Origin of the sequence: Rhodoferax sp. (genome assembly GCF_011391645.1) — a bacterium.
Taxonomy (GTDB): domain Bacteria; phylum Pseudomonadota; class Gammaproteobacteria; order Burkholderiales; family Burkholderiaceae_C; genus Rhodoferax.
On record NZ_JAABQC010000035.1, the window covers coordinates 1 to 22,909 of the forward strand.

Genomic DNA, 22,909 nt, shown 5'->3' on the forward strand with positions numbered 1-22,909 from the left:
CGGGTCCGAATGTGTGCGCCACAGACTTTCCAGCAGGATCGTACAACCCGGTTTCAGTTCCTTGGCCTGCACCCTTCCCAGCAATACCTGCTCGTTGAAGGCGACAACGAAATCGGTCTCGTCACCCCCGTTGGTGATGTAGCCGGAGCCGATGCGAATCCGGTTGCCGCTGGCCCCTGCAACGCTGCGTGCTGGCGGGCGAATTTCAGCAGGGATGATTTCAGTGGTCCAGATGCCGTTGCCCATCTGCGCGGCAATCGCGCCGAGGGATTGACCGCACTTCTGGGCACCTTCACCAGAATCGCTGATGATTTCAATGATGTGCTCTTTCAGCTTCAACGCCGTTTTCTTGCGGTCTGGCGTTTCAGCCATCTGCTTGGGTATTTCAACTGAGGGTGACATGTTGCTCTCGTTCATGTTCATTACGCAGCCTTTGTTGAGCGTTCGGTCCGTGGGTTGGGGGGTCAACGATCCGCAACCCGTACACGGGCGAAATTGCGTTCCCGGGTATCGATCCCGAACAGGGTTCCTGGTCCGGCGCCGTCCCCGCTGCTGTAGGCGCGAGCGGTGTCACGAATCCCGAGATAGGCCTTCATGCTGCGGGCTGCCTTGCGCCCGGCGCCCATCGCCTCGATGACGGTTGCCGCGCCGGTGACGATGTCGCCGCCAGCAAACACCCCCGCCACGGACGTTGCGAGGGTCTCGTCGGTGCCGATATAGCCCCATTTGTTGAGCTTGAGTTTCGATGTCTGGCCCATGATCGGGTTTGCATTGGTGCCGATCGCGTACACGATCAGGTCAGCTTCGAAATCAAATTCGCTGCCAGCCACCGGCACCGGGCGGCGGCGCCCGGATTCGTCTGGCTCCCCCAGTTCCATGCGCACGCAACGCAAGCCACGCACGCTGCCCTTGCCGTCGTCCAGAACGGCGACCGGATTGGTGAGCCAGTGGAACGCCACGCCCTCCTGCTCGGCGTGATGGACTTCCTCGGCCCGGGCCGGTGCCTCGGTGCGTGAGCGGCGGTAAATGCAATACACTTTTTCCGCGCCCAGGCGCAGGGAAACGCGCATCGCATCCATCGCGGTATTGCCCGCCCCGACCACGGCGACCCGCCTGCCGATCGGAAGTGGTGTGTCGAAATTGGGAAAGTCGCGGGCACGCATCAGGTTGCAACGTGTCAAAAGCTCGTTGGCCGACAGCACGCCGTTCAGCGAATCGCCAGGAATATTGAGCATCGTCGGATAGCCGGCGCCAACGCCAATGAACACCGCGTGAAAGCCCATCTCGTCAATCATTTGCTCGATGGTGAACAGGCGACCGACGAGTGTGTTGCATTCGAACTTCACACCCAGCTTCCTCAGATTGTTGATCTCCGCGTCAATCACGGTGTTGGGGAGGCGAAAATCTGGAATGCCGTACTTCAGCACGCCCCCCGCCTCATGGAAAGCTTCGTAAACGGTCACGTCGCAGCCGGCCTTGGCCATGTCCGCCGCGCAGGCCATGCCGGCCGGCCCGGACCCCACGATGCCGACACGAAACCGGTTCGGCTCGATGTACGGAATGTTGACCCAGCCTTCCCGGATGGCGGTGTCGCCGACAAACCGCTCCAGCCGACCGATCGCGACCGCCTCCAAGGACTCGCCGACGGTGCAAACGCCTTCGCATTGGTTCTCCTGGGGACACACCCGCCCGCAGACGGACGGCAGCAGATTGGTGTCGGTCAGGATGTCATAGGCGCCACGAAAGTTTTTTTCACCGATTTTCTGGATAAACCCGGGAATGTTGATGCCCACGGGACAGCCTTTGATGCAGGGCTCGTCCGGGCACATCAGGCAGCGTTCAGATTCACGCAACGCCTCTTCGAGGCTGTAGCCGCAGGCCACCTCCTCGAAGTTCTTGGCCCGCAATTGCGCGTCCTGCTCACGCATGGGCGTGCGCTCCTGTGGAATTGTTCGTATCGTCTTCTTCTTGGCCATCACCTCATCCTCAAGTGATTGTCTGGACATCTGGCGCGTCAAGGCTGCGCCGCAATGCCCTGAAATTGGTGTTCAATCCGTTTTATTGCCCCAGCACGCTGCCGCCCTCAAGCTTCGTCATGCGGCAGCTTTCAGACCATCGTTCGTGTGCCGACTTCTCGACCTCGGTGTAGCGCTTCAGACGCAACATCAGGTCGTCGAAGTCCACGAGATGGCCGTCGAAGTCCGGGCCGTCAACACAGGCGAATTTCACCTGATCGCCCACTTTCACCCGGCAGCCACCGCACATCCCGGTGCCGTCAACCATGATCGGGTTGACGCTCACCATGGTCTTGATCTTGTAAGGCCGCGTCGCGTCGGCGCAAGCCTTCATCATCACCGGAGGCCCGATCGCAATGACCTCGTCAATGTCAGGATGCTGCGTCAGCGCGACCTTGATGCCGTCCGTGATCATTCCCTTCATGCCGGCCGAGCCGTCGTTTGTGCACAGAATAAGTTCGTCACAGGCGTCCCGGAACTTGTCCTCCCAGAAAACAAGTTCCTTGCTCCGAAAGCCGAGGACCGCGATCACGTAAGCGCCGTTGTCCTTGCATCCGCGCGCCTGGGGGAAGATTGGGGCGACACCCAGGCCGCCGCCCACACAGAGCACTTTCTTGGCATGACTGATCGGACTCGGTACGCCCATGGGGCCGACCAGCGCGTGAAGCGAGGTGCCAACACGGCATTCCTTCTGCATTTCCCGGGTTGTCTTGCCGACCGCCTGGATCACCAGTGTGATGGTTCCCTTCGCAGCGTCGAAGTCCGCAATGGTCAGCGGAATGCGCTCACCGTGTTCGCTCAGCATGACAATCACGAATTGCCCAGGCTTGGCCGCCTTGGACATCAAGGGATGACGCACCTCAAGCAGGTACGTCACGTCTGAGAAGTCTTTTCGTGCCACGATCTCAAAATTGGACATAGCAGTCACTTTCATGTTCAGTCGGCCGGGTCAGGCGAGGTGGTTCGGCGATTCCTAGCGTACGTTGACTCAGCACTTACCTTTTTTCCCTGAGAAATGTCGGAAGTGTCCACCTGCGACTGCCGGGCGGTTTGATATAAATCAACATAATGATCTAAAGCGAGTATTTTGAACAAGCTTATGTCGTCAAACGCGGCCACCCTTTCCTCCGCATGCATCAATATTTGCTTCATTGACCGCAGAGGTCGCCCTCCCAGATTGGGGCACGGGTTCCCGCCGATTTCTGGGAATTTGACAGTGTGAGGCGGGGGCCGATGCCCCAATCTGTGCCATCAAGAACATCGGCCAGAGCTTAAAGCCTGGCTAAAAGTATCTTTTAACCAGCTCAATGCCTGAAATGACGCACGCCCGAGTAAACCATGGCAACACCGCGCTCATTAGCGGCGTCAATCACTTCCTGGTCGCGCATCGAGCCGCCCGGCTGAATCACGCAGGTGGCGCCGGCATCCACCACCACGTCAAGCCCGTCCCGGAACGGGAAGAAGGCATCGCTGGCCACGGCCGTACCCTTCAGGCTTAAACCGGCATGTTCGGCCTTGATGCTGGCAATACGCGCCGAGTCCAGCCGGCTCATCTGGCCGGCACCCACGCCCATGGTCATGCCGCCCTTGCAAAACACGATGGCGTTGCTCTTGACGAACTTGGCGATGGTCCAGGCAAACATCAGGTCTTGCAATTGCTCTGGCGTGGGTTGCAGTTTGGTGACGACCTTCAGGTCGGCCAGTTTGAGGATGTGGTTATCGGCGGTTTGCATCAACAGGCCCGAGCCGATGCGTTTGACATCCACGGCATTTCGGCCATTGTCCCAATCGCTGGCACCACCGGCAGGCAGTGCGATTTGCAGAATGCGCACATTGACCTTGCTCTTGAACACCGCCAGCGCCTCGGGCGTGAAGTTTGGTGCCATCAGCACTTCAATGAACTGCTTGGCCATTTGCAGCGCGGCGCGCTCGTCAACCGTGCAGTTTGTGGCAATGATGCCGCCAAAGGCCGAGGTCGGGTCGGTGGCAAAGGCCTTGCTGTAGCTTTCCAGCGCATCCGCGCCCACCGCCACGCCACAGGGGTTGGCATGTTTGACGATGACGCAGGCCGGGGTGTCGAAGCTTTTGACACATTCCCAGGCGGCGTCGGCATCTGCAATGTTGTTGTAGCTGAGTTCTTTGCCCTGCAGTTGCACGGCTGTCACGAGTGAGCCGGGTGCCGGGTACAGGTCGCGGTAAAACGCGGCGCTCTGGTGCGGGTTTTCGCCGTAGCGCAAATCTTGCAGCTTGATGAACTGGCTGTTGGCCTGGGCCGGGAACAGCTTGCGCTCGGGTGTGCTGGCGCTTTCGTCAAATTCGATCGACGACAGATAGTCGCTGATGGCGCCGTCGTATTGGCTGATGCGGTTGAACGCGGCCACGCTCAGGGCAAACTTGGTTTTCAGCGTCAAGCCACCGTCTTGCAATTCGGCCAGCACTTGGGCGTATTGCGAGGCGTCGGTCAGCACCGCCACGTCCTTCCAGTTTTTGGCCGCGCTGCGCACCATGGCCGGGCCGCCAATGTCGATGTTCTCAATCGCGTCATCGAGCGTGCAGCCGGGTTTGGCCACGGTAGCCTCGAACGGGTACAGGTTGACCACCAGCAGGTCGATGGTGTCTATGCCGTGCGTCTTGAGGGCAGCCATGTGCTCGGACAGGTCACGCCGCGCCAGCAAGCCACCGTGCACCTTGGGGTGCAGGGTTTTGACGCGGCCGTCCAGCATCTCGGGGAAACCGGTGAGTTCGGCCACTTCGGTCACGGGCAAACCCTGCTCGCCCAACAGTTTGGCGGTGCCGCCGGTGGACAGCAGCTTGATGCCGAGTGCGTGCAGGGCCCGTGCAAAGTCAACAATGCCGGTTTTGTCAGAGACAGAAATTAGAGCGTTCATGGGAGGAAAAGTGAGTGAATTGATGAAAGATCCAGAAAGTCGTCATTGCGGTCGCAGTGCGGCCATCCATGGTTCATGGACTGCCACGGCCTGCGGCCTCGCAGTGACCGTGGCCAAATCGCGATGGCGTCATTGGGTTAATCGATGAGCTTGTGTTCAAGCAGTTTTTTGCGCAGAGTGTTGCGGTTGAGACCGAGGTACTGGGCTGCTTTGGACTGGTTGTTGTCGGCGCGCTGCATCACCACTTCGAGCAGCGGTTTTTCCACCACGGCGAGCAGCATGTCGTACATGCCATTGGGTTCGCTGTGGCCCAAGTCTGTCAGGTAACTTTCCAGGTTGCTGCGCACACAGTCGGCAATGTGCAAGGGTTTCATTGAAGCGTCTCCATTTTGTTATTCAATTCATTGTCAGGTTCAGGCTGCGCTGGCGCTGGCCTGGGCAGGCGATCCATGTGCGTATTGAGTTCGTCAAAAAATTCTGCCACCGCCGCCCACTGCATCTGGCAATCCGGCAGCGTGTTCATGTGGGTGCGAAAGGCTTCGCCCCCAGGCAATTCCCGCACGTACCAGCCAATGTGCTTGCGCGCGCTGAGCACCCCGATAAATTCGCCATACAGGCTGTAATGGTCCTGCAAATGGGCCAGCAGCAGGTGCTTGACCTCGGCCACAAGGGGTTGCGCCAGGTGCTCACCGGTGGCCAGGAAATGCGCAATTTCCCGAAATATCCATGGTCGACCCTGCGCCGCGCGGCCAATCATCACGGCATCGGCGCCGGTGGCGGCCAGCACCGCGCGCGCTTTCTCGGGGCTGTCAATGTCGCCATTGGCCACCACGGGAATGCGCAGCGCCGCTTTAACCGCCGCGATGGTGTCGTACTCGGCCTGACCACGGTAACTCTGCTCGCGGGTGCGGCCGTGCACAGTGATCATTTGAACGCCAGCAGACTCGGCCGCCCGGGCCAGTTGAACCGCGTTTTTGGAAGCCTGGCACCAGCCGGTGCGCATCTTGAGCGTCACTGGCACGCCCAGCGGGGCACAAGCCTGCACCACCGCCGACACAATGCTCAGCGCCAGCGCCTCATCCTGCATCAGGGCCGAACCAGCCCATTTGTTGCACACCTTTTTGGCCGGGCAACCCATGTTGATGTCAATGATCTGGGCGCCCCGGTCGATGTTGTAGCGGGCTGCATCGGCCATCATGGGCGCATCGGTGCCGGCAATCTGCACGGCGATGGGACCGGGCTCGCCGTCATGGTTGGCGCGCTGCGAAGTCTTGAGTGACCGCATCAAATCAGGCCGGCTGGTGACCATTTCACTCACCGCGTAGCCCGCGCCAAGACGCTTGCACAACTGGCGAAACGGCCGGTCTGTCACCCCGGCCATGGGCGCGACAAAGCAGGCGTTGGGTAAAACGTAGGGGCCGATGTTCATGCGAACGTGTTCAAAGAAAATGGAAGTACCAGTGAAAAACAAGCAACGCAATGGTGGGGGGAGTGGGAGATTCTAGCTGCTCAAAATTTCAGCAAATGAAATAAACACCGGTCCTTGCGATCCCCCTGCAAAACCTATACTGCAGCATCCATGGAACTCTGGCTCGATCACCTCCTCACCCTGCTGGCGCTACCCAAATACGGCCTCAGCAGCGTCTTTGTGGTGTCGTTCGTGTCGGCCACCCTGCTGCCCATGGGCTCGGAGCCGGCCGTGTTTGGCCTGGTGGAGCTCAACCCTTCGCTTTTCTGGCCGGCGATTGCCGTGGCCACGGTCGGCAACACACTGGGCGGCGCTGTCAGTTGGTGGATGGGGCTGGCCTCGCACAAGGTGGTGGACAAATACCAGCATTCAAAGCACCACCTGCGCGCGCTGGACTGGCTGGAGCGCCTTGGCCCCAAGGCCTGTTTGCTGGCCTGGTTGCCCATTGTGGGTGACCCGCTGTGCGCGGTGGCGGGCTGGCTCAAACTGCCGTTCTGGCCCTGCCTGGGCTATATGGCCGTCGGCAAATTCGCCCGCTATGTGACGATGACGGCAGCGCTCATGGGGGTTTTTGGCAGCTAAATGCTCACGAGCTGAACAGAAAATTCATCACGTCGCCGTCCTTGACCACGTAGTCCTTGCCCTCGGCGCGCATCTTGCCGGCGTCCTTGGCGCCCTGCTCACCCTTGTAGCTGATGTAGTCGTCATAGGCAATGGTCTGGGCGCGGATGTAGCCCTTCTCGAAATCGGTATGGATCACGCCTGCCGCCTGCGGGCCGGTGTCGCCCTTGTGGATGGTCCAGGCGCGCACTTCCTTCACGCCTGCGGTGAAGTAGGTCTGCAGGCCCAGCAAATCGTAGGCGGCGCGGATCAGGCGGTTCAGGCCCGGCTCGTGCAGCCCCATTTCCTCCAGGAACAACAGGCGGTCTTCGTCGCTCATGTCGGCCATTTCGGCCTCCAGTTTGGCGCTGATGGCGACGACCGGCGCCTTTTGGGCACTGGCATAGTCCGTCAGGCGGTCCAGCATGGGGTTGTCATGAAAGCCATCTTCAGCCACATTGGCGACAAACATGGCGGGCTTGGCGGTGATCAGAAAAAATTGTTTCAGCAGTGGCTGCTCTTCCTTGCTGAACTCGAGCGCGCGCACCGGTTTGGCTTCGTTGAGCGCCGCCTGGCAGCGCTCCAGGATGCTGACCAGCTTGGCCGCTTCCTTGTCACCACCCGATTTGGCCGCTTTTTGGTAACGCGCCAGCGCCTTGTCCACCGTGCTCAGGTCGGCCAGGCAGAGTTCGGTCTGGATCACCTCAATGTCGGAAATCGGATCCACCCGGCCCGACACGTGGATCACGTTGTCGTCTTCAAAGCAGCGCACCACGTTGATGATGGCGTCGGTCTCCCGGATGTGCGCCAAAAACTTGTTGCCCAAGCCCTCACCGGTGCTGGCCCCGGCCACCAGACCGGCAATGTCGACAAATTCGACAATGGCGCGCTGCACGCGCTCGGGGTGCACGATAGCGGCCAACGCGTCAAGCCGCGCGTCAGGCACCTCGACGATGCCCACATTGGGCTCAATCGTGCAAAAGGGGTAGTTTTCAGCCGCAATGCCTGCTTTGGTCAGCGCATTGAAAAGGGTCGATTTACCGACGTTGGGCAAGCCCACGATGCCACATTTCATGAAATATCCTTATGAGTCAGCAAAATTGTAATGATCAGCGAATTTCTGCTTTCAAGAACCACCGCGCGCGGCAGGGGAAACAGTTTCGACTGAGCTTGGGCTGGTCAGTCCAAGAACTTGCTCCAGGTTCCGATGTTGTACACCTCCCGGTAGCCATTCTTCTTGAGCAAAAGTTTGGCCATGCCGCTGCGTGTTCCGCTTGCACAGCACAGCACAATCGGGCTTGACTTGGGCAGTTCACCCAGTCTGCGGCTCAAATCCTGCAGCGGGATGTTCATTGTTCCGGGGGCGTTCGCATTTGCAAACTCGCCAGCCGATCTCACATCGACAAAGATTGCGCCGTTCTTTTTGAGCTCCGGCAACATGGCGACGACTCTTTTCGAATTCCACCACTTGTAAGCCAACCAAAGAAACAACGCCAGGATGGGCCAATACTTTTGAAAAAGATCCAATAAATCCAAAAAACACTCCTTGTCAGACCAACTTGATGGGCAATTGGCCAACAGCGTCAGCGCCCGAACGGCCCCAGTGCGAGGCGCTCACCGCCACAAAAATCCGGAAGGCGAGTGTATTCGATGAGGTTTTTTCGCCGCAGATGGAGTCACCCGGGGCGCGCTTCTACAATCATCTCCCATGACACATCAACTTGATATTTGCATTCGTGGTGGCGGCATTGTGGGGCATACCCTGGCGCTGTTGCTGGCTCGCGACCGCCTGCGCATTGGACTGGTTGCACCGCAGGCAACTGCCTGCAGCGAGCCAGACGTGCGGGCTTACGCGCTCAACGCAAAGTCCAGGGCCTTGCTCGAATCGGTGCGCTGCTGGCCCGATGAAGCACACGCCACGCCGGTGCAAGACATGCAGGTCAAGGGCGATGACGGTGGTTTGGTCAATTTTTCCGCCACCGAACTGGTGGTGCCGGCCCTGACCTGGATTGTGGATGTGCCCACGCTGGAAGCGCAATTGCGTGACGCGGTGCGCTTTCAACCGCATATCGAATTGCTCGACGCCCCACGCCCGGCCACCCTGACGGTGGTGTGCGAAGGCAAGGCCAGCAGCACGCGCGAGGAATTTGGTGTCGAATTTGTCGCCACGCGTTACCCGCAGCACGCCATTGCCGCCCGGCTCACCTGTGAAAAACCGCACGCCCAGGTGGCACGCCAGTGGTTCACCCAAGGCGAAATCCTGGCTTTTCTGCCGCTCGGCGGCGCCCAGGGCAACGCCGTGGCCATGGTCTGGTCGGTGCGCGACGGGCGCACGCAAGAGATGCTGGAAGACAGCGAAGATTCCTTTTGCGAACAGGTCGAGCAATTGAGTGAAGGCATTTTGGGCAAGCTCAGCCTGACAAGTCCGCGCAAAGCCTGGCCGCTGCAGTCGGCCCAAGCCAGCAGATGGGCCGGCGTGGCGAATGGCCAGGCCTGGGCGCTGGCGGGAGATGCGGCGCACACGGTGCACCCGCTGGCGGGCCAGGGCCTCAACCTGGGGCTGGGCGATGTGGCCGAGCTCACCCAAGTTTTGCACAACCGTGCCTACTGGCGTCCGGTAAACGATGCCAAGCTGATGCGCCAATACGAGCGCGCCCGCAAAACTGAAGTCACCGCCACAGACGCTGCCATGACGGCCCTGCAGCAGTTGTTTGACAAGCCCGGCAATGGCTGGCAAAAACTGCGTAATTGGGGCATGGCAGGCTTTGAACGGGCGGGCTTCTCCAAACACTGGGTGGCAAGACGGGCCATGGGCATCTGAATGCAAACTCAAGAACTTATTTCACGCAAGCTGGTCTGACTCCGTCCTACACCTTACTGGATATCCATGAAAAGACTCCTCACGCCCCTGATGGCTTGCGCCCTGCTGCTGGCCGGCACGGCTTGGTCACAAGAAGCCGTCATTCGAAAAAACCTGGGCGAGCGCATCCCGCAACTGCAAAAAATCGACGAAGTCAGCAAAACGCCCATGCCCGGGTTGTTCGAGATCCGCGTCAACGGCACCGAAATTTATTACACCGACGCCGAAGCCAATTACCTGGTGCAGGGCAACCTGATCGACACCCGGCAAAAGCGCAACCTGACCGAGGAGCGCGTCGAAAAGCTCTCGGCCATCGCCTTTGACACGCTGCCGTTCAAAGATGCCTTCACCATCGTGCGCGGCAACGGCGCGCGCAAGCTGGCGGTGTTTGAAGACCCCAACTGTGGCTACTGCAAGCGTTTTGAAAAAGACCTGCAGAAAGTAAACAACGTCACGGTTTACATGTTTCTCTACCCCATCCTGGGTCCGGATTCCACAGAAAAGTCCAAGAACATCTGGTGCGCCAAAGACAAGGTCAAGGCCTGGCAGGATTGGATGGTGCGAGATGTCGCACCGGCCGCCGCCAGTTGCGACAGCGCCGCCATCGCCCGCAATGTGGAACTGGGGCGCAAGTTCAGGATCACGGGCACCCCCACCCTGGTGTTCGCCGACGGCAGCCGCGTGCCCGGAGCCATCGGTGCCGATCAGGTGGAAAAGCGCCTGAACTGATGCCCGCGCTGACAGTTCCCACTCCCCGATCAGCTACGTGGTGCGCGGGCTGGACCTGCAGGCGCACCTGTTCGAGGTCACGCTCACCATCGCCCAGCCCGCAGCCGACCAGGTGCTCAGTTTGCCGGTATGGATTCCGGGCAGCTACCTGGTGCGCGAGTTCGCCAAGCACCTGCAAGGCCTGCAAGCCCGCCAGGGACCCAAGCCGGTGGCCATCACCCAGCTTGACAAATGCAGTTGGCAAATCCGTGCCAAGACTGGCAAGGCGCTGGTGCTCAAGTACCAAATCTATGCTTTTGACAGCTCTGTGCGCACCGCCTGGCTCGACAGCCAGCGCGGCTTTTTCAACGGCACCAGCCTGTGCCTGCGCGTGCATGGCCAGGAAGACACGCCGCACCAGTTGACGCTGGCCGATGACGGGCTCCCCAAAGACTGGCAGGCCACCACCGCTTTGAGCGCGCAACGCATCACAAAACGCGGTTTCGGCAGCTATCTGGCCGTCAATTACGATGAACTGGTGGACAGTCCGGTCGAGCTCGGTCCCTTCTGGTGCGGTAAGTTTGTGGCAGCCGGCATCCCGCACCGCTTCATTGTTGCCGGGGCGCCCGCCAGTTTTGATGGCGACCGCCTGCTGGCCGACACCCAGGCCATTTGCGAGGCTGAAATCCGGTTTTGGCATGGTCACCAGCCACAGCAGGCGCCGCACCGCCACTACCTGTTCATGCTCAATGCCGTTCACGACGGTTATGGCGGGCTGGAGCACGGCAACAGCACGGCGCTGATCTGCAAGCGCGCCGACCTGCCACGCCTGGGCCATGCCAAAACGGATGAGCCATCCGACGGCTACACCACGTTGCTCGGCCTCATCAGTCACGAATACTTTCACACCTGGAACGTCAAACGCCTGCGCCCGGCAGAATTTGCCCGCTACGACTACGCGCAGGAGAATTACACCGAACTGCTGTGGTTTTTTGAGGGTTTTACCAGCTATTTTGACGATCTGCTGCTGCGCCGTGCCAAGCTGATTGACAACGCGCATTACCTCAAACTATTGGCCAAAACCATTAACCAGGTGCTGCAAACGCCCGGGCGCCAGGTGCAAAGCGTGGCGCAGGCCAGCCGTGACGCCTGGGTCAAATACTACCGGCAGGATGAAAACACGGTCAATGCCACGGTGAGTTACTACACCAAGGGATCGCTGGTGGCGCTGTGCCTGGATTTGAGCTTGCGCCACGGTGGCAAAACCAGCCTGGATGCGGTGATGCAAGCGCTGTGGCAGCGCTGCCAGGGCGGCCCCATGACCGAGGACGACCTGCTGGCCGTGCTTGCAGACCTGTCAGGACAATCCCATGCGACCCAATTGCGGCAGTGGGTCCACGGCACAGACGACCTGCCCCTCAAAAAGCTGCTCAAGCAGCACGGCGTGCGTTATGACGAAGAGCCCGCATCACGCCCGGAGCAACTGGGCATGAAACTCACTGAGCAGCAAGGCATCCGCGTCAAGGGCGTGTTGCGTGGCAGCGCTGCCGAACTGGCCGGTTTCGCCGCCGGGGATGAGTGGCTCGGCGTGGCAACGGGTGAAGGCAAGACCGCCCAGCGCTGGCGCCTGAACAAGCTTGACGATCTGGCCACTTACCTGGGCAGCGACACCAGCTGTCGGGCGCTGATTGCCCGCGACCAACGCCTGCTGACGCTGTCGCTGGACTTGCCGGACTCGGTGCGCAGTGTCAAACTCAGGGCGACTGACTTAAAACTGGTTGACAACTGGCTTGATGGCAAATGCCCCGCCTAACCCCCTATTTTTTTACCATGCAGGAGAACCCATGACCTACGAATTGATCACCATTCGCACCGAAGCCGACAAGGTGGGCATCATCACGCTCAACCGTCCCAAGCAGCTCAATGCGCTCAACGACCAGTTGATGACCGAGCTGGGCACCGCGCTGCACGCCTTTGATGCTGACACGGCCATCCACTGCATGATCATCACCGGCAGCGAAAAAGCCTTTGCCGCCGGCGCCGACATTGGCGGCATGGCCAATTACACCTTCGCCGATGTCTACAAGAACGATTTCATTACCAGCAACTGGGAAAAAATCCGCGCCGTGCGCAAGCCGGTCATCGCGGCGGTCAGCGGTTTTGCGCTGGGCGGCGGCTGCGAGCTGGCCATGATGTGCGACTTCATCATTGCCGCCGACAACGCTCGCTTTGGCCAACCCGAGATCAAGCTGGGCATCATTCCGGGCGCGGGTGGCACGCAGCGCCTGCCGCGCGCAGTGGGCAAAGCCAAGGCCATGGACCTGGCCCTGACCGGGCGCATGATGGATGCACAAGAGGCTGAACGCGCCGGACTGGTGAGCCGTGTGGTGCCGTTGGACAAGCTGATGGAAGAAGCGCTCGGCGCCGCCTTGCTGATCAGCGAGTTCTCGCAATTGGCTGTCATGGCTGTCAAGGAATCGGTGAACCGCTCGTTTGAAGGCACATTGAATGACGGCATCATGTTTGAGCGCCGCCTGTTTCACGCCTTGTTCGCCACCTCCGACCAAAAGGAAGGCATGGACGCGTTTGTCAACAAACGCAAAGCCGTCTTTACCCACCAATAAGACACGAAGCAGCCCCAAAACGGGCTGGCAACTCGCTATAATCTCGCCCTGTCGGTGATATAGCTCAGCTGGTTAGAGCGCAGCATTCATAATGCTGATGTCGGTGGTTCAAATCCACCTATCACCACCAAGAATATTTCTTTAGTCCGTCGAAATTCATAAAAACCCTAAGTAATTCAACGACTTAGGGTTTTTTTTCGTCTATTGACTGCTATCAATGGACACTGTGTGTTCATGCGGGTTACGCGACATCATTCGTGCGTTATCGCTTTCGGATTTACCCACCACATTGGCCTCTGCTGGAGCGAGGCTCTTAACCAGGCAGACTGGCAGCGCCTGCAAGCCTGTTTAACTTCCCTGCCCTATCTGCGCGATTATGAGGGAGCCCCTTGGGGGCGGACGGGCAGACCACGCTGTTGGCCATCGTCCATCACCTCAAATCATGCTGCCATCGACTCTCGGCTCGTCGGCCATCATCTGATCTGCCGGGAATGGCTGCATAAACGCCATGCTGCGCTCAGGTCCGGCCTGCAGCCAGTCGTCATAGCGCGCCACCGGCAGGATCACCACCATGCGCTTCTCCTCGCCAGTCTTGTGAAAGTGTCGCATCAGCGGGTGCTGGTCGGCGTTGATCGTCAGCATGGTGTAGCTGTGCACGATCTCACCCTGGGGTGACTTCCAGCGTGACCACAAACCTGCAATGCCCATGGGCGCGCCATCGGCCAGGCTGATCCGGGCGGGCACGGCACGGCCGCTGCGCCAGTCAGGCTCAAAAATGGCCTCGGCCGGGATGATGCAGTGCTGGGCGTGTTTCCAGGCATCCCTGAAGCTCGGCTTGACGGCGGCGGTCTCGCTGCGCGCGTTGTAGGTGAAGCGGGTCATCTTGGTATCTGGCGACCAGTGCGGCACCAGTCCGAACAAGCCGGTCAAGGCCTCGCGCTCCGGCACGGCTTCATCACCGACGTCGGCGTGGGGATGGCGTCGAATGAACGTCCCGGCATAGCCTGGCCACAGGTCGTGCTTGCCCAGATCGGCAGGCGGCTCCACGCCGAAGTGTCGGCGGTAACGCTCGCGCTCCTTGATGGCTTGGTAGTGAGAACACATGGGGTGCTACTGTAGCGTCTGGGGCAGCGGGCATCTTGGCCTGAAGGAGTGTTGTGGCCGAAGGCGAGATGGACCGCCGCTACGGTTTGGTTGAAGACTAATCTGACGCAGCATGGAACTTGATCTTCAAAGCGGATATCGTAAGGGCTCGCCGTAACTGAAATTATCAGGAGTTTCAAGAATGCAAATTCGTTTTTCACGCTGGAGTTGGCTGCTGTTGCCACTGCTTACTGCCTGCAGCAGCTACGCGCCGCCTGCCAATTTGAGCAACATCACCAAAGACGAGCTCATCGCCAAAATGGGCGTGCCCGATGTCGTGCGGCAGACGACCGATGGAACCCGGCTGGAGTTCCCGCGCGGGCCGATGGGAAAGCACACCTGGTTTGTCTACCTTGATGCGTCAGGGCGTGCCATCCGGTCCGAGCAGGTTTTAACCGAACAGAACTTCAATCGAATCATGCCTGGCATGGCGCAGGAAGAGGTGCGCCAACTGCTTGGCCGGCCGGGCGAGGTGCAGGGGCTCGGACGTTCGCGCGGTGTGGTGTGGAGCTATCGCTACGAAAATTACCACTGCCTATGGTTTCAGGTGGAGCTGACGCTGGAGCAGCAGGTGCGCTCAGCAGGTTATGGGCAGCCGCCTGAATGTATGGGCGGTGACGACATTATTGTGTCGCTGAAGTAAGCGGCTTGCATGACCGTGCCTGACGGACCGTGCCTGCCCGGCACTTTGGTGGCGGCCTGGGTTTTGCCGGTCAACGACCACCCGACACCTCAATGAATGATCCGGTGGTGTAGGAGGCCTCGTCCGAAAGCAGCCACAACGCGGCCTTTGCCACCTCAAGCGGTTCGCCGCCGCGCGCCATGGGCACGGACGACCGCAATCTGCTGATTCGACCGGGCTCGCCACCGCTGGCATGAATCGCGGTGTCAATCAAGCCTGGTCGCACGCCGTTGACACGAATCCTCTCCGCAGCCACCTCCTTCGACAAGCCGATCGTCAGCGCATCCAGTGCGGCTTTGGACGCGGCATAGTCGACGTACTCTCCCGGTGAACCCAGGACTGCCGCGCGCGAAGAGATGTTGACAATGCTGCCGCCTTGGCCGCCGTGCCTGGTTGACATGCGCCGCACGGCCTCGCGCGCGCACAAAAAACTGCCGGTGACGTTGGTCGCCAGAATCTGATTGATACGTGCCGCATCCATCTGTTCAACGCGCATCTGGGGCGACAAAATACCTGCGTTGTTGATGAGCGCATCCAATCGCCCAAATCGCTTGTCGATCTGGGCAAACAGGCTTTCAACCGCAGCCTCGTCAGACACGTCGGCCTGGATCGACAAGGCCGTCCCGCCCGCGCTTGCAATGGCGGCGACGACTTCTGCGGCGGCCGCTGCATCCGTCCGGTAACTGATGCAGACGGTGTAACCCCGGCTGGCCGCAAGCAGCGCACAGGCGGCCCCAATGCCACGTCCGCCGCCCGTCACAAGGATGATTTTTTCCATCGCGAGATCACCTCATGTCAAACAACAGACTCAAGAATAGCGCAGTGGCCGGTCTGCCGCCGCCCGACACTTCATAATATAAAAATGAAATTACCCACGCCAATCACACGCCTCGTTTCAGCCATCCTGGTCTGTTTGTTGGGCAGCTTGGGTGGCGCCAGTGCCCTTGCGCAAACCCTGCCAACGGCGGTGCTGACGGCGTTGAACCGCGCCAAGGTGCCGGCTGAGGCCGTCGCCCTGCTGGTACAGGACGCCGACGGCCGAGCCGCGCCACGACTGAGCCACCGCGCCGATCAGGCCATGAACCCGGCATCGGTCATGAAGCTGGTCACCACCTTTGCCGCGCTTGAGCTTTTGGGGCCGGCCTACGTCTGGCGCACGCCGGTCTGGGTCAATGGCCCGGTGGTCAATGGCGTGCTGCAGGGCAGCGTTTTCATCCAGGGCCAGGGCGATCCGAAACTGGTGCTTGAAAAACTCTGGCTGCTGCTGCGCCGCTTGCAAGGCCTGGGCATTCACAACATTGCGGGGGACATCGTGCTGGATAACAGTGCGTTCGAGGTGCCCGCCACTGATCCGGCCGAATTTGACGGCGAGCCGATGCGACCCTACAACGCCGCAGCGGATGCCCTGCTGATCAACTACAAATCAGTGGTGATGACGTTTGCGCCAGACCCGCTAACCAACAGCGCCCACGTGCAGTTTGACCCACCCTTGTGGGGCGTGCAGATGCAGACCAGCGTGCCACTGAGCCCCGCCAAACCTGGCGTCACCGAAGCCTGCGGCGACTACCGCGCCAGCCTCAAAGCCAGTTTTTCTGAAGCCACACGCATCCGCTTCAACGGCAGCTACCCCGCAAGCTGCGGCGAAAAGGTGTGGCCCATCGCCTATGCCGACCCCGCCAGCTACAACACCCGCGTCGTTGAGGGATTGTGGCGCAGCATGGGTGGTCAACTCACCGGCACCGTTCGCAACGGCGCCGCACCACAGGCACCGGCCACATACGAGATCACTTCACCGACACTGGCGGAAGTGATCCGCGATGTCAACAAATTCAGCAACAACGTGATGGCGCAGCAGGTTTTTTTGACGCTGGGGCTGCCCGCGCCCGCCACTGCCGAATCAGCCCGCGCTGCGGTGCGCCAATGGTGGCAGCGCCGCGTCAAAGCCACAGATGTGCCGACCATTGACAACGGCTCGGGCCTGTCGCGCCAAAACCGCATCAGCGCCCAGCAACTGGGGCAACTGCTGCGCGTGGCCTATGCCTCGCCCACCATGCCCGAGTTGATGTCATCGCTGCCATTGGTCGGTGTTGACGGCACCCTCAAGCGCAGCCAGGCCGGCAACGCCAGCGCCCACCTGAAGACTGGCAGCCTGCGCGAGGTGACCGCGCTGGCGGGCTTTGTGCACGCCGCCAGTGGCAAGCGCTATATGCTGGTGGCCATCGTCAATCACCCCAACGCCGGCGCGGTTCGACCCGCGCTGGACGCCTTGATTGACTGGGCCGTGATGGACAATCAAGCCCATTGATGCGAGCTGTGCATCTGCCCCACTGATCTCAAGACCATGAACCTCATTGACCTGATCGGCACCCTTGCCGCCGTGCTGACCACCGTCAGCTTTCTGCCCCAAGCGCTGCACACCTTTCGCACCAAGGACGTGCGGGGCATCTCGCTGGGCATGTACAGCGCGTTCACGCTGGGGGTGGCCCTGTGGCTGGTCTATGGCCTGCTGCTGGACGCCTGGCCAGTGGTGATTGCAAATGTGATCACCCTGGCGCTGGCCAGCACGATTCTGGTGATGAAGCTGCGCTATCGCTGAGGCATAACAGCAACGCTCACGGGTTTACCCGAGTCGCATTTGTTGTGCCAAATGGTTACGATCATCCCTGCAAATAGTACGATCGTTCTATAAACTTTTTGGAGACAGTGAATGAGGCAATTCAAAATTCTTGGCGTCGCCCTGGCGGCGGCGCTGCTGGTGGCGGCATGCGGCGGCAGCGACGATGCGGTCGTTCAGGCACCCGCAATCAAATACACCTCGCTGGTGTCGTTTGGCGACAGCTTGAGCGATGTGGGCACCCACAAGGTGGGCGCCGTCGCGGCACTGGGCGGCGGCACCTACAGCGTCAACGGCATCACTGGCGCTATCGGCGACAGCCCGACACCCAGCAAGAACTGGACAGAACTCCTCGCGGCGCAAATTGGCGTTGCTGCGCCCTGCCCGGCACAAACCGGACTCAACAGTGCTGCATCCTTGGGCGGACCTGTTCCTGTTGTCGATTATCCAAATTGCCGCAATTACGCACAGGGTGGTGCGCGCGTCACCAATCCGGTTGGCCCGGGCAGCGCCTCTGCACCGGTCAATTCGCCGTTGGGCCAATTGACGGTGCCGCTTGTCACGCAAATATCCCGCCATCTGACGCGTGTTGGCGGCAGCTTCAGTGGCACCGAACTGGTCACCGTGATGGCTGGCGGCAACGATGTGTTGCGCCTGCTCGACGATCTGGTGGCCAAGGCCACAGCGGCAGGCTCAGCCGCTTTTGGCAAGGCGCTGGTGGGTGGACTCGTGGCGCTGGTGCCCAATCCGGCAGACCAACCGGCTGCAGCCGTCGCCATTGGCACAGCAGTCGCAACTGCAGCGGCAGCCCCCGGCGCCACGCCCACCAGCATTGTCACGGCTGCCGTCACAGCAGCATCTGCGCAGCCTGGAGTGAGTTTGCCGATCAATCCGGCGCCCATCGTGGCTGCCGCAAGCGCCGCTGCCGCTTCTGCTGGTGCCGCCTACGCGCAGAACAATGGCGCGAATGAAGCCGTGCTGCCAATGGGTGTGGCAGGCAAGGAGCTGGCCACGTACATCAAATCCCAGATTGTCGGCAAAGGTGCCAAGTATGTGGCGGTGGTGAATTTGCCTGATGTCAGCTCAACGCCTTCAGCCAAAGCGCAAAGCGCTGAAACCCGCGGGCTGATTCTCAACATGGCGATCTATTTCAACGAGGTGTTGGCCTACGAATTGCGCGGTACACCCGGAGTTCTGGTCGTTGACGTGTTTACTGAATCGCGAAGCCAAATCGCCAATCCGGGTGCCTATGGCCTGACCAACGTCACCACTCCCGCGTGCAACCTGAATGCAACAACCCCTACAGTTCCGGGTAACGGTCTGGCCGACCCGGCAAAACCGGAAAGTGGCACCTCGCTGGTTTGCAATGCCGGCAACCTCAAGCCAGGTGATGTGTCCAAGTACCTGTTTGCCGACACTGTGCACCCCACACCTTACGGCTACAAACTGCTGGCTGATCTGGTCAACAAAACTATGAAACAGGCCGGCTGGCTTTAACTCGCCGGAGTTCACTCTGACAAAAGGCGCCTCTGGCGCCTTTTTTTATGACCGTAACAACAGGCAATCAACCCGCCGCGCGCTGCAGCCGGTCGCGCACACCATCCCACTCCGGCGTCTCGGGGGGCGTCTCGATCCAGATCAGTTTGACGCCATGCGCATCACATTCCCGCAACACGGCAAACAGTTGTTGCGCCGCGCGGGCTGCATCTGCTGGCATGCGCCGGTAAAGCACATGGCGTGAAACAGTCGCCAATGGGGTGCGGCAATACAGCGCGATGCTTGGCCGGCCGTCTGACTGACCCGCGTCTGAGCCCAATAGCGTCAGTGCCTTTTGCAACTCTTTCGCCGTCATCAGCCGCACCGTGGCATGCGGCGCGTAATGGGAGTCAAGCGTGCCGGAGGCCTTGGGGGCGGGTGATGCCATCGTTTCAAGCGCTTCTTTTGACTGCACTTGCAAACCGCAAATCACCTGCACCTGCTCCGGCGTGATGGCGCCCGGGCGCAGCAGCACCGGCCGGCCACGGGTGCAGTCGATGATGGTGGACTCGATGCCCACACTGCAGGCGCCGCCGTCCAGAATCAGCAGCTCGTCGCCAAATTCACCCTGCACATGCGCGGCTGTGGTAGGGCTGACCCGACCGAACTGGTTGGCACTGGGGGCAGCCAGGCCCCACACCGCATCATGCAGCAACGCTTTCAACACAGCTTGTGCGACCGGGTGCGACGGGCAACGCAAGCCGATGGTGGGATTGCCACCGGCGGCGGCATTGGCAACGCCGGGCCTGCGCGGCAGGATCAGGGTCAAGGGGCCGGGCCAGAAGACTTTGATGAGCTGCTCGGCAAATTCGGGAACCACTAAGGCGTAGTGCGCCACGGCACTGGCGTTTGCCACATGCACGATCAACGGGTGGTCTGCCGGGCGGCCCTTGGCCTTGAAAATATGCGCCACGGCGCGGTCGTTGTCGGCATTGGCGGCCAGTCCGTAAACTGTTTCGGTGGGCAAACCCAACAGGCCGCCGCCCCTGATGCGTTCAGCGGCAGCGGCGATGGACTCAGGCGAATCGCCCGGCAGGATCATGGCATTAGCCCACTAAAACGGCGCAATGCCGAGCACTTTGGCCGCCGCCAGCGCCGTGCTGTGGGCCTGCTCAGGGGTGGCGGCCGTGACCGTCAAATGCCCCATTTTTCGGCCCTTGCCGGCTTTGAGCTTGCCATACAAATGCAGGTGCACACCGGGCAGGGCCAGCACCTGGTCCCAGCGCGGCGTGGCCTCATCGACCCACAAATCACCCAGCAAATTGAGCATCACGGCCGCGCTGTGCTGGCGCGGCTGTGTCAACGGCAAGCCCGCCAGGGTGCGCACCTGCAGGTCAAATTGCGACACATCACAGGCGTCCAGCGTGTAGTGGCCACTGTTGTGCGGGCGCGGCGCCATCTCGTTCACCACCAGAGCACCCAGCCTGGCGCACGCGGGAGAGCCTTCAGCCAACACAAAAAACTCCACACACAGCACGCCCACGTAGTTCAATTCTTCCGCAATATTTTTGGCCGCTGCCACCGCCTGGGCGGCAAGCGCTGGCGGCAGATTGCCTTCGTAAGCTTCAGTGACGGCCAGAATCCCTTCGCGGTGCAGATTCAGTTGTGGCGCGAAATTGACGCAGGCGCCGTCCCAGCCGCGCGCCACGACCACCGAACACTCGGCGGCCAGCGGCAGCCTTTGCTCCAGCACGCAGGGCACGTTCTTAAGCGCATCCCAGGCAGTCGCCAGTTCGGCGCGGCTGCTGCAGCGCACTTGTCCCTTGCCGTCATAGCCCAGCCGGGCAGTTTTCAAAATACCGGGCAGCAGGTCGTCAGCCACCAAAGCCAGTTGCGCCGCGGTTTCAATGACGGCATAGGGCGCCACTGGCACACCACTGCGGGCCAAGTGGGCCTTTTCCTTGATGCGGTCTTGTGCAATGGCCACCGCGTCGGCGCTGGGCGCGGTTGGGCGGGCAGCGCCCAGGGTCACCAGAGCACCGGCGGGCACGTTCTCAAATTCAGTGGTCACAGCGGCGCAGCGTTGCAGCAATTGCGTCAGGCCCTGCTCATCGAGGTAGTCGGTTTTGATGTGGTAGTGGCTAACCAGCCCGGCCGGGCTGATCACATCAGGGTCAAGCACCACCGTGAAGTAACCCATGGCCTGCGCCGCCTGCACAAACATGCGCCCCAACTGGCCGCCGCCCATGACACCCAGCGTGGTTTGCTGGCCGCTGCCGTTCAGCCCGGTGGCACCGGGCAGCAACATCGGGCCAGTCATAACTTGGGCGGCAGCGTCATGCCGCGCGCCATTTGGGTTTGCTCGGCGCGAAAGTCCTCCAGCCGGGCGCGCAACACGATGTCATGGTTGGCCAGCATGGCCACCGCAAACAGCGCGGCATTGGCAGCCCCTGCTGCGCCAATGGCAAACGTGGCCACCGGAATACCCTTGGGCATCTGCACGATGCTGTGCAGCGAATCGACCCCGCTCAAGTGTTTGCTGGCCACCGGCACGCCCAGGATGGGCACCGTGGTCTTGGCCGCCAGCATGCCCGGCAGGTGGGCTGCGCCACCAGCGCCGGCGATGATGGCCTTGAGGCCACGGCCCACGGCGGTGTCGGCGTAGGCAAACATATCGTCGGGCATTCGGTGCGCCGAGACCACGCGAGCCTCGTAAGGGATACCAAACTGTTGGAGAATGTGGACTGCGTGCTGCATGGTGTCCCAGTCGGAGCTGGAGCCCATGAGCACACCGATTTGTATTGAGTTCATCCCCGAATTTTACGTTTGACCTAGGCAAAGAGCACCATGATTGATGTCACCATCCAAAATTTTGAGACCGAGGTTATCGCCGCGTCCATGACCACGCCGATCCTGATCGACTTCTGGGCCCCTTGGTGCGGCCCCTGCAAGTCACTCGGACCCATTCTGGAACAGCTTGAGTTGGACTACCAGGGCCGCTTCACGCTGGTCAAGATCGACTCGGACCAGGAGCAGCAACTGGCCCAGGCCTTTGGCATCCGCAGCATTCCCACCTGTATTTTGATGATGGGTGGCAAACCGGCCGATGGCTTCATGGGCGCCCAGACGGCCACCCAGGTGCGTGCTTTTCTGGACAAACACCTGCCCAGCGAAGATGAACTGGTGGCCGAGGCCGAAGCCGATGCCGCCCAGGAACTGCTGCAGGCGGGCGACGCTGAGGCAGCGCTGGCCAAACTGGCCGATGCCCTGGCCGCCGACCCGGCCAACGACGATGCCCGTTATGACTACATCAGACTCTTGATCGAGTTGGGTGGACTGGAAGAAGCCGAGGCCACACTGGCCCCCAAACTCACCGAAATCCCGCGCAAGTTGCGCTTTGAAGCTTTGTCGCAATGGCTCAATGCGATTCAATCTGCCGCAACCGGCCCGTATGCCACCTGGACGATTGCGCAATTTGACGAAAAGATCGCCTTGAACAAGCGCGACTTCGACATCCGCTTTGCCAAAGCCCGGCTGCTGATGGCGGTGGGCGAATGGACCGCCGCCATGGACGAGTTGCTCGAAATCATCATGCGCGACAAGAAGTGGATGGATGAGGCACCGCGCAAGGCCTTTGTCGCCATCCTCGAACTGCTGACCCCGCCCAAACCCAAGGCGACGGCCCAAACTCCCGGCAAGACGGCAGGCGGGATTGAAGTGCTGGGCAAAGCTGCCGTGCAGGAAGACCCGCAGGCCGCGCTGGTGTCCCAGTACCGGCGTCAATTGAGCATGATGCTCAACTGATCGCGCGCAAATTGTCGGACCGCCTGG

At 60.7% G+C, this 22,909-nt stretch carries 23 protein-coding genes and 1 tRNA gene; 11 read left to right on the forward strand and 13 right to left on the reverse strand.

Features of this window, described 5'->3' with window-relative positions; translation table 11 throughout:
• From GPS82_RS06400 to dusB, 6 genes are all read right to left on the reverse strand, one after another.
• A partial coding sequence (locus GPS82_RS06400; RefSeq protein ID WP_296492335.1) for a 2-oxoacid:acceptor oxidoreductase family protein occupies positions 1 to 423 on the reverse strand: 423 nt, incomplete at its 3' end.
• A 41-nt stretch (positions 424 to 464) separates the two neighbouring features.
• Positions 465 to 1,976 (reverse strand): NADPH-dependent glutamate synthase, encoded by a 1,512-nt coding sequence (gltA, locus tag GPS82_RS06405; protein WP_296492338.1) that lies wholly within the window; start codon positions 1,974 to 1,976, stop codon positions 465 to 467.
• An 82-nt stretch (positions 1,977 to 2,058) separates the two neighbouring features.
• Positions 2,059 to 2,949 (reverse strand): sulfide/dihydroorotate dehydrogenase-like FAD/NAD-binding protein, encoded by an 891-nt coding sequence (locus tag GPS82_RS06410; RefSeq protein ID WP_296492341.1) that lies wholly within the window; start codon positions 2,947 to 2,949, stop codon positions 2,059 to 2,061.
• A gap of 370 nt (positions 2,950 to 3,319) precedes the next feature.
• Positions 3,320 to 4,903 carry a bifunctional phosphoribosylaminoimidazolecarboxamide formyltransferase/IMP cyclohydrolase gene (purH, locus tag GPS82_RS06415; protein WP_296492344.1) on the reverse strand — a complete coding sequence of 528 codons (1,584 nt, stop codon included), beginning with the start codon at positions 4,901 to 4,903 and terminating at the stop codon, positions 3,320 to 3,322.
• Between the two features lie 137 nt (positions 4,904 to 5,040).
• A complete protein-coding gene (locus GPS82_RS06420) occupies positions 5,041 to 5,277 on the reverse strand; it encodes a helix-turn-helix domain-containing protein (RefSeq protein WP_296492347.1) in 237 nt (78 codons plus the stop codon).
• Positions 5,274 to 6,332: a tRNA dihydrouridine synthase DusB gene (dusB, locus tag GPS82_RS06425; RefSeq protein WP_296492350.1), complete on the reverse strand. Its 1,059-nt coding sequence runs from the start codon at positions 6,330 to 6,332 to the stop codon at positions 5,274 to 5,276. Before dusB ends, GPS82_RS06420 begins: the two co-directional genes overlap by 4 nt.
• A 150-nt stretch (positions 6,333 to 6,482) precedes the next feature.
• On the opposite strand from dusB, the gene GPS82_RS06430 reads away from it, so the two are divergent.
• On the forward strand, positions 6,483 to 6,953 hold the full coding sequence (locus tag GPS82_RS06430) for a YqaA family protein (RefSeq protein WP_296492355.1): 471 nt from the start codon (positions 6,483 to 6,485) through the stop codon (positions 6,951 to 6,953).
• Positions 6,954 to 6,957: 4 nt separating this feature from the next.
• On the opposite strand, the gene ychF is transcribed toward GPS82_RS06430, so the two are convergent.
• Together ychF and GPS82_RS06440 are read right to left on the reverse strand one after the other, a co-directional pair.
• A complete protein-coding gene (gene ychF / locus GPS82_RS06435) occupies positions 6,958 to 8,046 on the reverse strand; it encodes a redox-regulated ATPase YchF (RefSeq protein ID WP_296492358.1) in 1,089 nt (362 codons plus the stop codon).
• A gap of 104 nt (positions 8,047 to 8,150) precedes the next feature.
• Positions 8,151 to 8,507 (reverse strand): rhodanese-like domain-containing protein, encoded by a 357-nt coding sequence (locus tag GPS82_RS06440; protein ID WP_296492359.1) that lies wholly within the window; start codon positions 8,505 to 8,507, stop codon positions 8,151 to 8,153.
• 172 nt (positions 8,508 to 8,679) lie between these two features.
• Between GPS82_RS06440 and GPS82_RS06445 the strand changes: the two genes are divergently transcribed.
• From GPS82_RS06445 to GPS82_RS06465, 5 genes are all read left to right on the forward strand, one after another.
• Positions 8,680 to 9,792 (forward strand): FAD-dependent monooxygenase, encoded by a 1,113-nt coding sequence (locus GPS82_RS06445; RefSeq protein WP_296492361.1) that lies wholly within the window; start codon positions 8,680 to 8,682, stop codon positions 9,790 to 9,792.
• A gap of 66 nt (positions 9,793 to 9,858) precedes the next feature.
• The gene (locus GPS82_RS06450; protein WP_296492364.1) at positions 9,859 to 10,560 is read left to right on the forward strand and encodes a DsbC family protein; all 702 of its coding nucleotides are present in this window, start codon (positions 9,859 to 9,861) and stop codon (positions 10,558 to 10,560) included.
• A 40-nt stretch (positions 10,561 to 10,600) separates the two neighbouring features.
• A complete protein-coding gene (locus tag GPS82_RS06455; protein ID WP_296492366.1) occupies positions 10,601 to 12,352 on the forward strand; it encodes a peptidase M61 in 1,752 nt (583 codons plus the stop codon).
• A gap of 31 nt (positions 12,353 to 12,383) precedes the next feature.
• The gene (locus tag GPS82_RS06460) at positions 12,384 to 13,163 is read left to right on the forward strand and encodes an enoyl-CoA hydratase (protein ID WP_296492370.1); all 780 of its coding nucleotides are present in this window, start codon (positions 12,384 to 12,386) and stop codon (positions 13,161 to 13,163) included.
• A 53-nt stretch (positions 13,164 to 13,216) separates the two neighbouring features.
• A tRNA-Met gene (locus tag GPS82_RS06465) sits at positions 13,217 to 13,293 on the forward strand.
• 305 nt (positions 13,294 to 13,598) lie between these two features.
• Here GPS82_RS06465 and GPS82_RS06470 read toward each other — a convergent pair.
• The gene (locus GPS82_RS06470) at positions 13,599 to 14,267 is read right to left on the reverse strand and encodes an SOS response-associated peptidase (protein WP_296492372.1); all 669 of its coding nucleotides are present in this window, start codon (positions 14,265 to 14,267) and stop codon (positions 13,599 to 13,601) included.
• A gap of 181 nt (positions 14,268 to 14,448) precedes the next feature.
• Between GPS82_RS06470 and GPS82_RS06475 the strand changes: the two genes are divergently transcribed.
• Entirely contained in the window at positions 14,449 to 14,949 is a 501-nt protein-coding gene (locus GPS82_RS06475) for a hypothetical protein (RefSeq protein WP_296492375.1), read from the forward strand.
• A 70-nt stretch (positions 14,950 to 15,019) separates the two neighbouring features.
• On the opposite strand, the gene GPS82_RS06480 is transcribed toward GPS82_RS06475, so the two are convergent.
• Positions 15,020 to 15,766 (reverse strand): SDR family oxidoreductase, encoded by a 747-nt coding sequence (locus tag GPS82_RS06480; RefSeq protein WP_296492378.1) that lies wholly within the window; start codon positions 15,764 to 15,766, stop codon positions 15,020 to 15,022.
• Between the two features lie 84 nt (positions 15,767 to 15,850).
• Here GPS82_RS06480 and dacB point away from each other — a divergent pair, with 84 nt between their 5' ends.
• From dacB to GPS82_RS06495, 3 genes are all read left to right on the forward strand, one after another.
• Positions 15,851 to 17,293, forward strand: a complete 1,443-nt coding sequence (gene dacB, locus GPS82_RS06485) for a D-alanyl-D-alanine carboxypeptidase/D-alanyl-D-alanine-endopeptidase (protein WP_296492381.1) — start codon at positions 15,851 to 15,853, stop codon at positions 17,291 to 17,293.
• Between the two features lie 36 nt (positions 17,294 to 17,329).
• The gene (locus GPS82_RS06490; protein ID WP_296492383.1) at positions 17,330 to 17,584 is read left to right on the forward strand and encodes a SemiSWEET transporter; all 255 of its coding nucleotides are present in this window, start codon (positions 17,330 to 17,332) and stop codon (positions 17,582 to 17,584) included.
• A 111-nt stretch (positions 17,585 to 17,695) separates the two neighbouring features.
• Positions 17,696 to 19,099 (forward strand): SGNH/GDSL hydrolase family protein, encoded by a 1,404-nt coding sequence (locus GPS82_RS06495; protein WP_296492385.1) that lies wholly within the window; start codon positions 17,696 to 17,698, stop codon positions 19,097 to 19,099.
• 67 nt (positions 19,100 to 19,166) lie between these two features.
• On the opposite strand, the gene GPS82_RS06500 is transcribed toward GPS82_RS06495, so the two are convergent.
• Genes GPS82_RS06500 through purE form a run of 3 tightly spaced genes read right to left on the reverse strand, consistent with a single transcriptional unit; the run spans position 19,167 to position 21,889 of the window.
• Positions 19,167 to 20,180, reverse strand: coding sequence for an L-threonylcarbamoyladenylate synthase (locus GPS82_RS06500; RefSeq protein ID WP_296492388.1), 1,014 nt, complete (start codon positions 20,178 to 20,180; stop codon positions 19,167 to 19,169).
• Positions 20,181 to 20,192: 12 nt separating this feature from the next.
• Positions 20,193 to 21,386 carry a 5-(carboxyamino)imidazole ribonucleotide synthase gene (locus GPS82_RS06505; protein ID WP_296492391.1) on the reverse strand — a complete coding sequence of 398 codons (1,194 nt, stop codon included), beginning with the start codon at positions 21,384 to 21,386 and terminating at the stop codon, positions 20,193 to 20,195.
• 8 nt (positions 21,387 to 21,394) lie between these two features.
• Positions 21,395 to 21,889: a 5-(carboxyamino)imidazole ribonucleotide mutase gene (gene purE, locus GPS82_RS06510; protein WP_296492394.1), complete on the reverse strand. Its 495-nt coding sequence runs from the start codon at positions 21,887 to 21,889 to the stop codon at positions 21,395 to 21,397.
• 36 nt (positions 21,890 to 21,925) lie between these two features.
• Between purE and trxA the strand changes: the two genes are divergently transcribed.
• Entirely contained in the window at positions 21,926 to 22,882 is a 957-nt protein-coding gene (trxA, locus tag GPS82_RS06515; RefSeq protein WP_296492397.1) for a thioredoxin, read from the forward strand.
• Positions 22,883 to 22,909: the final 27 nt, after the last annotated feature.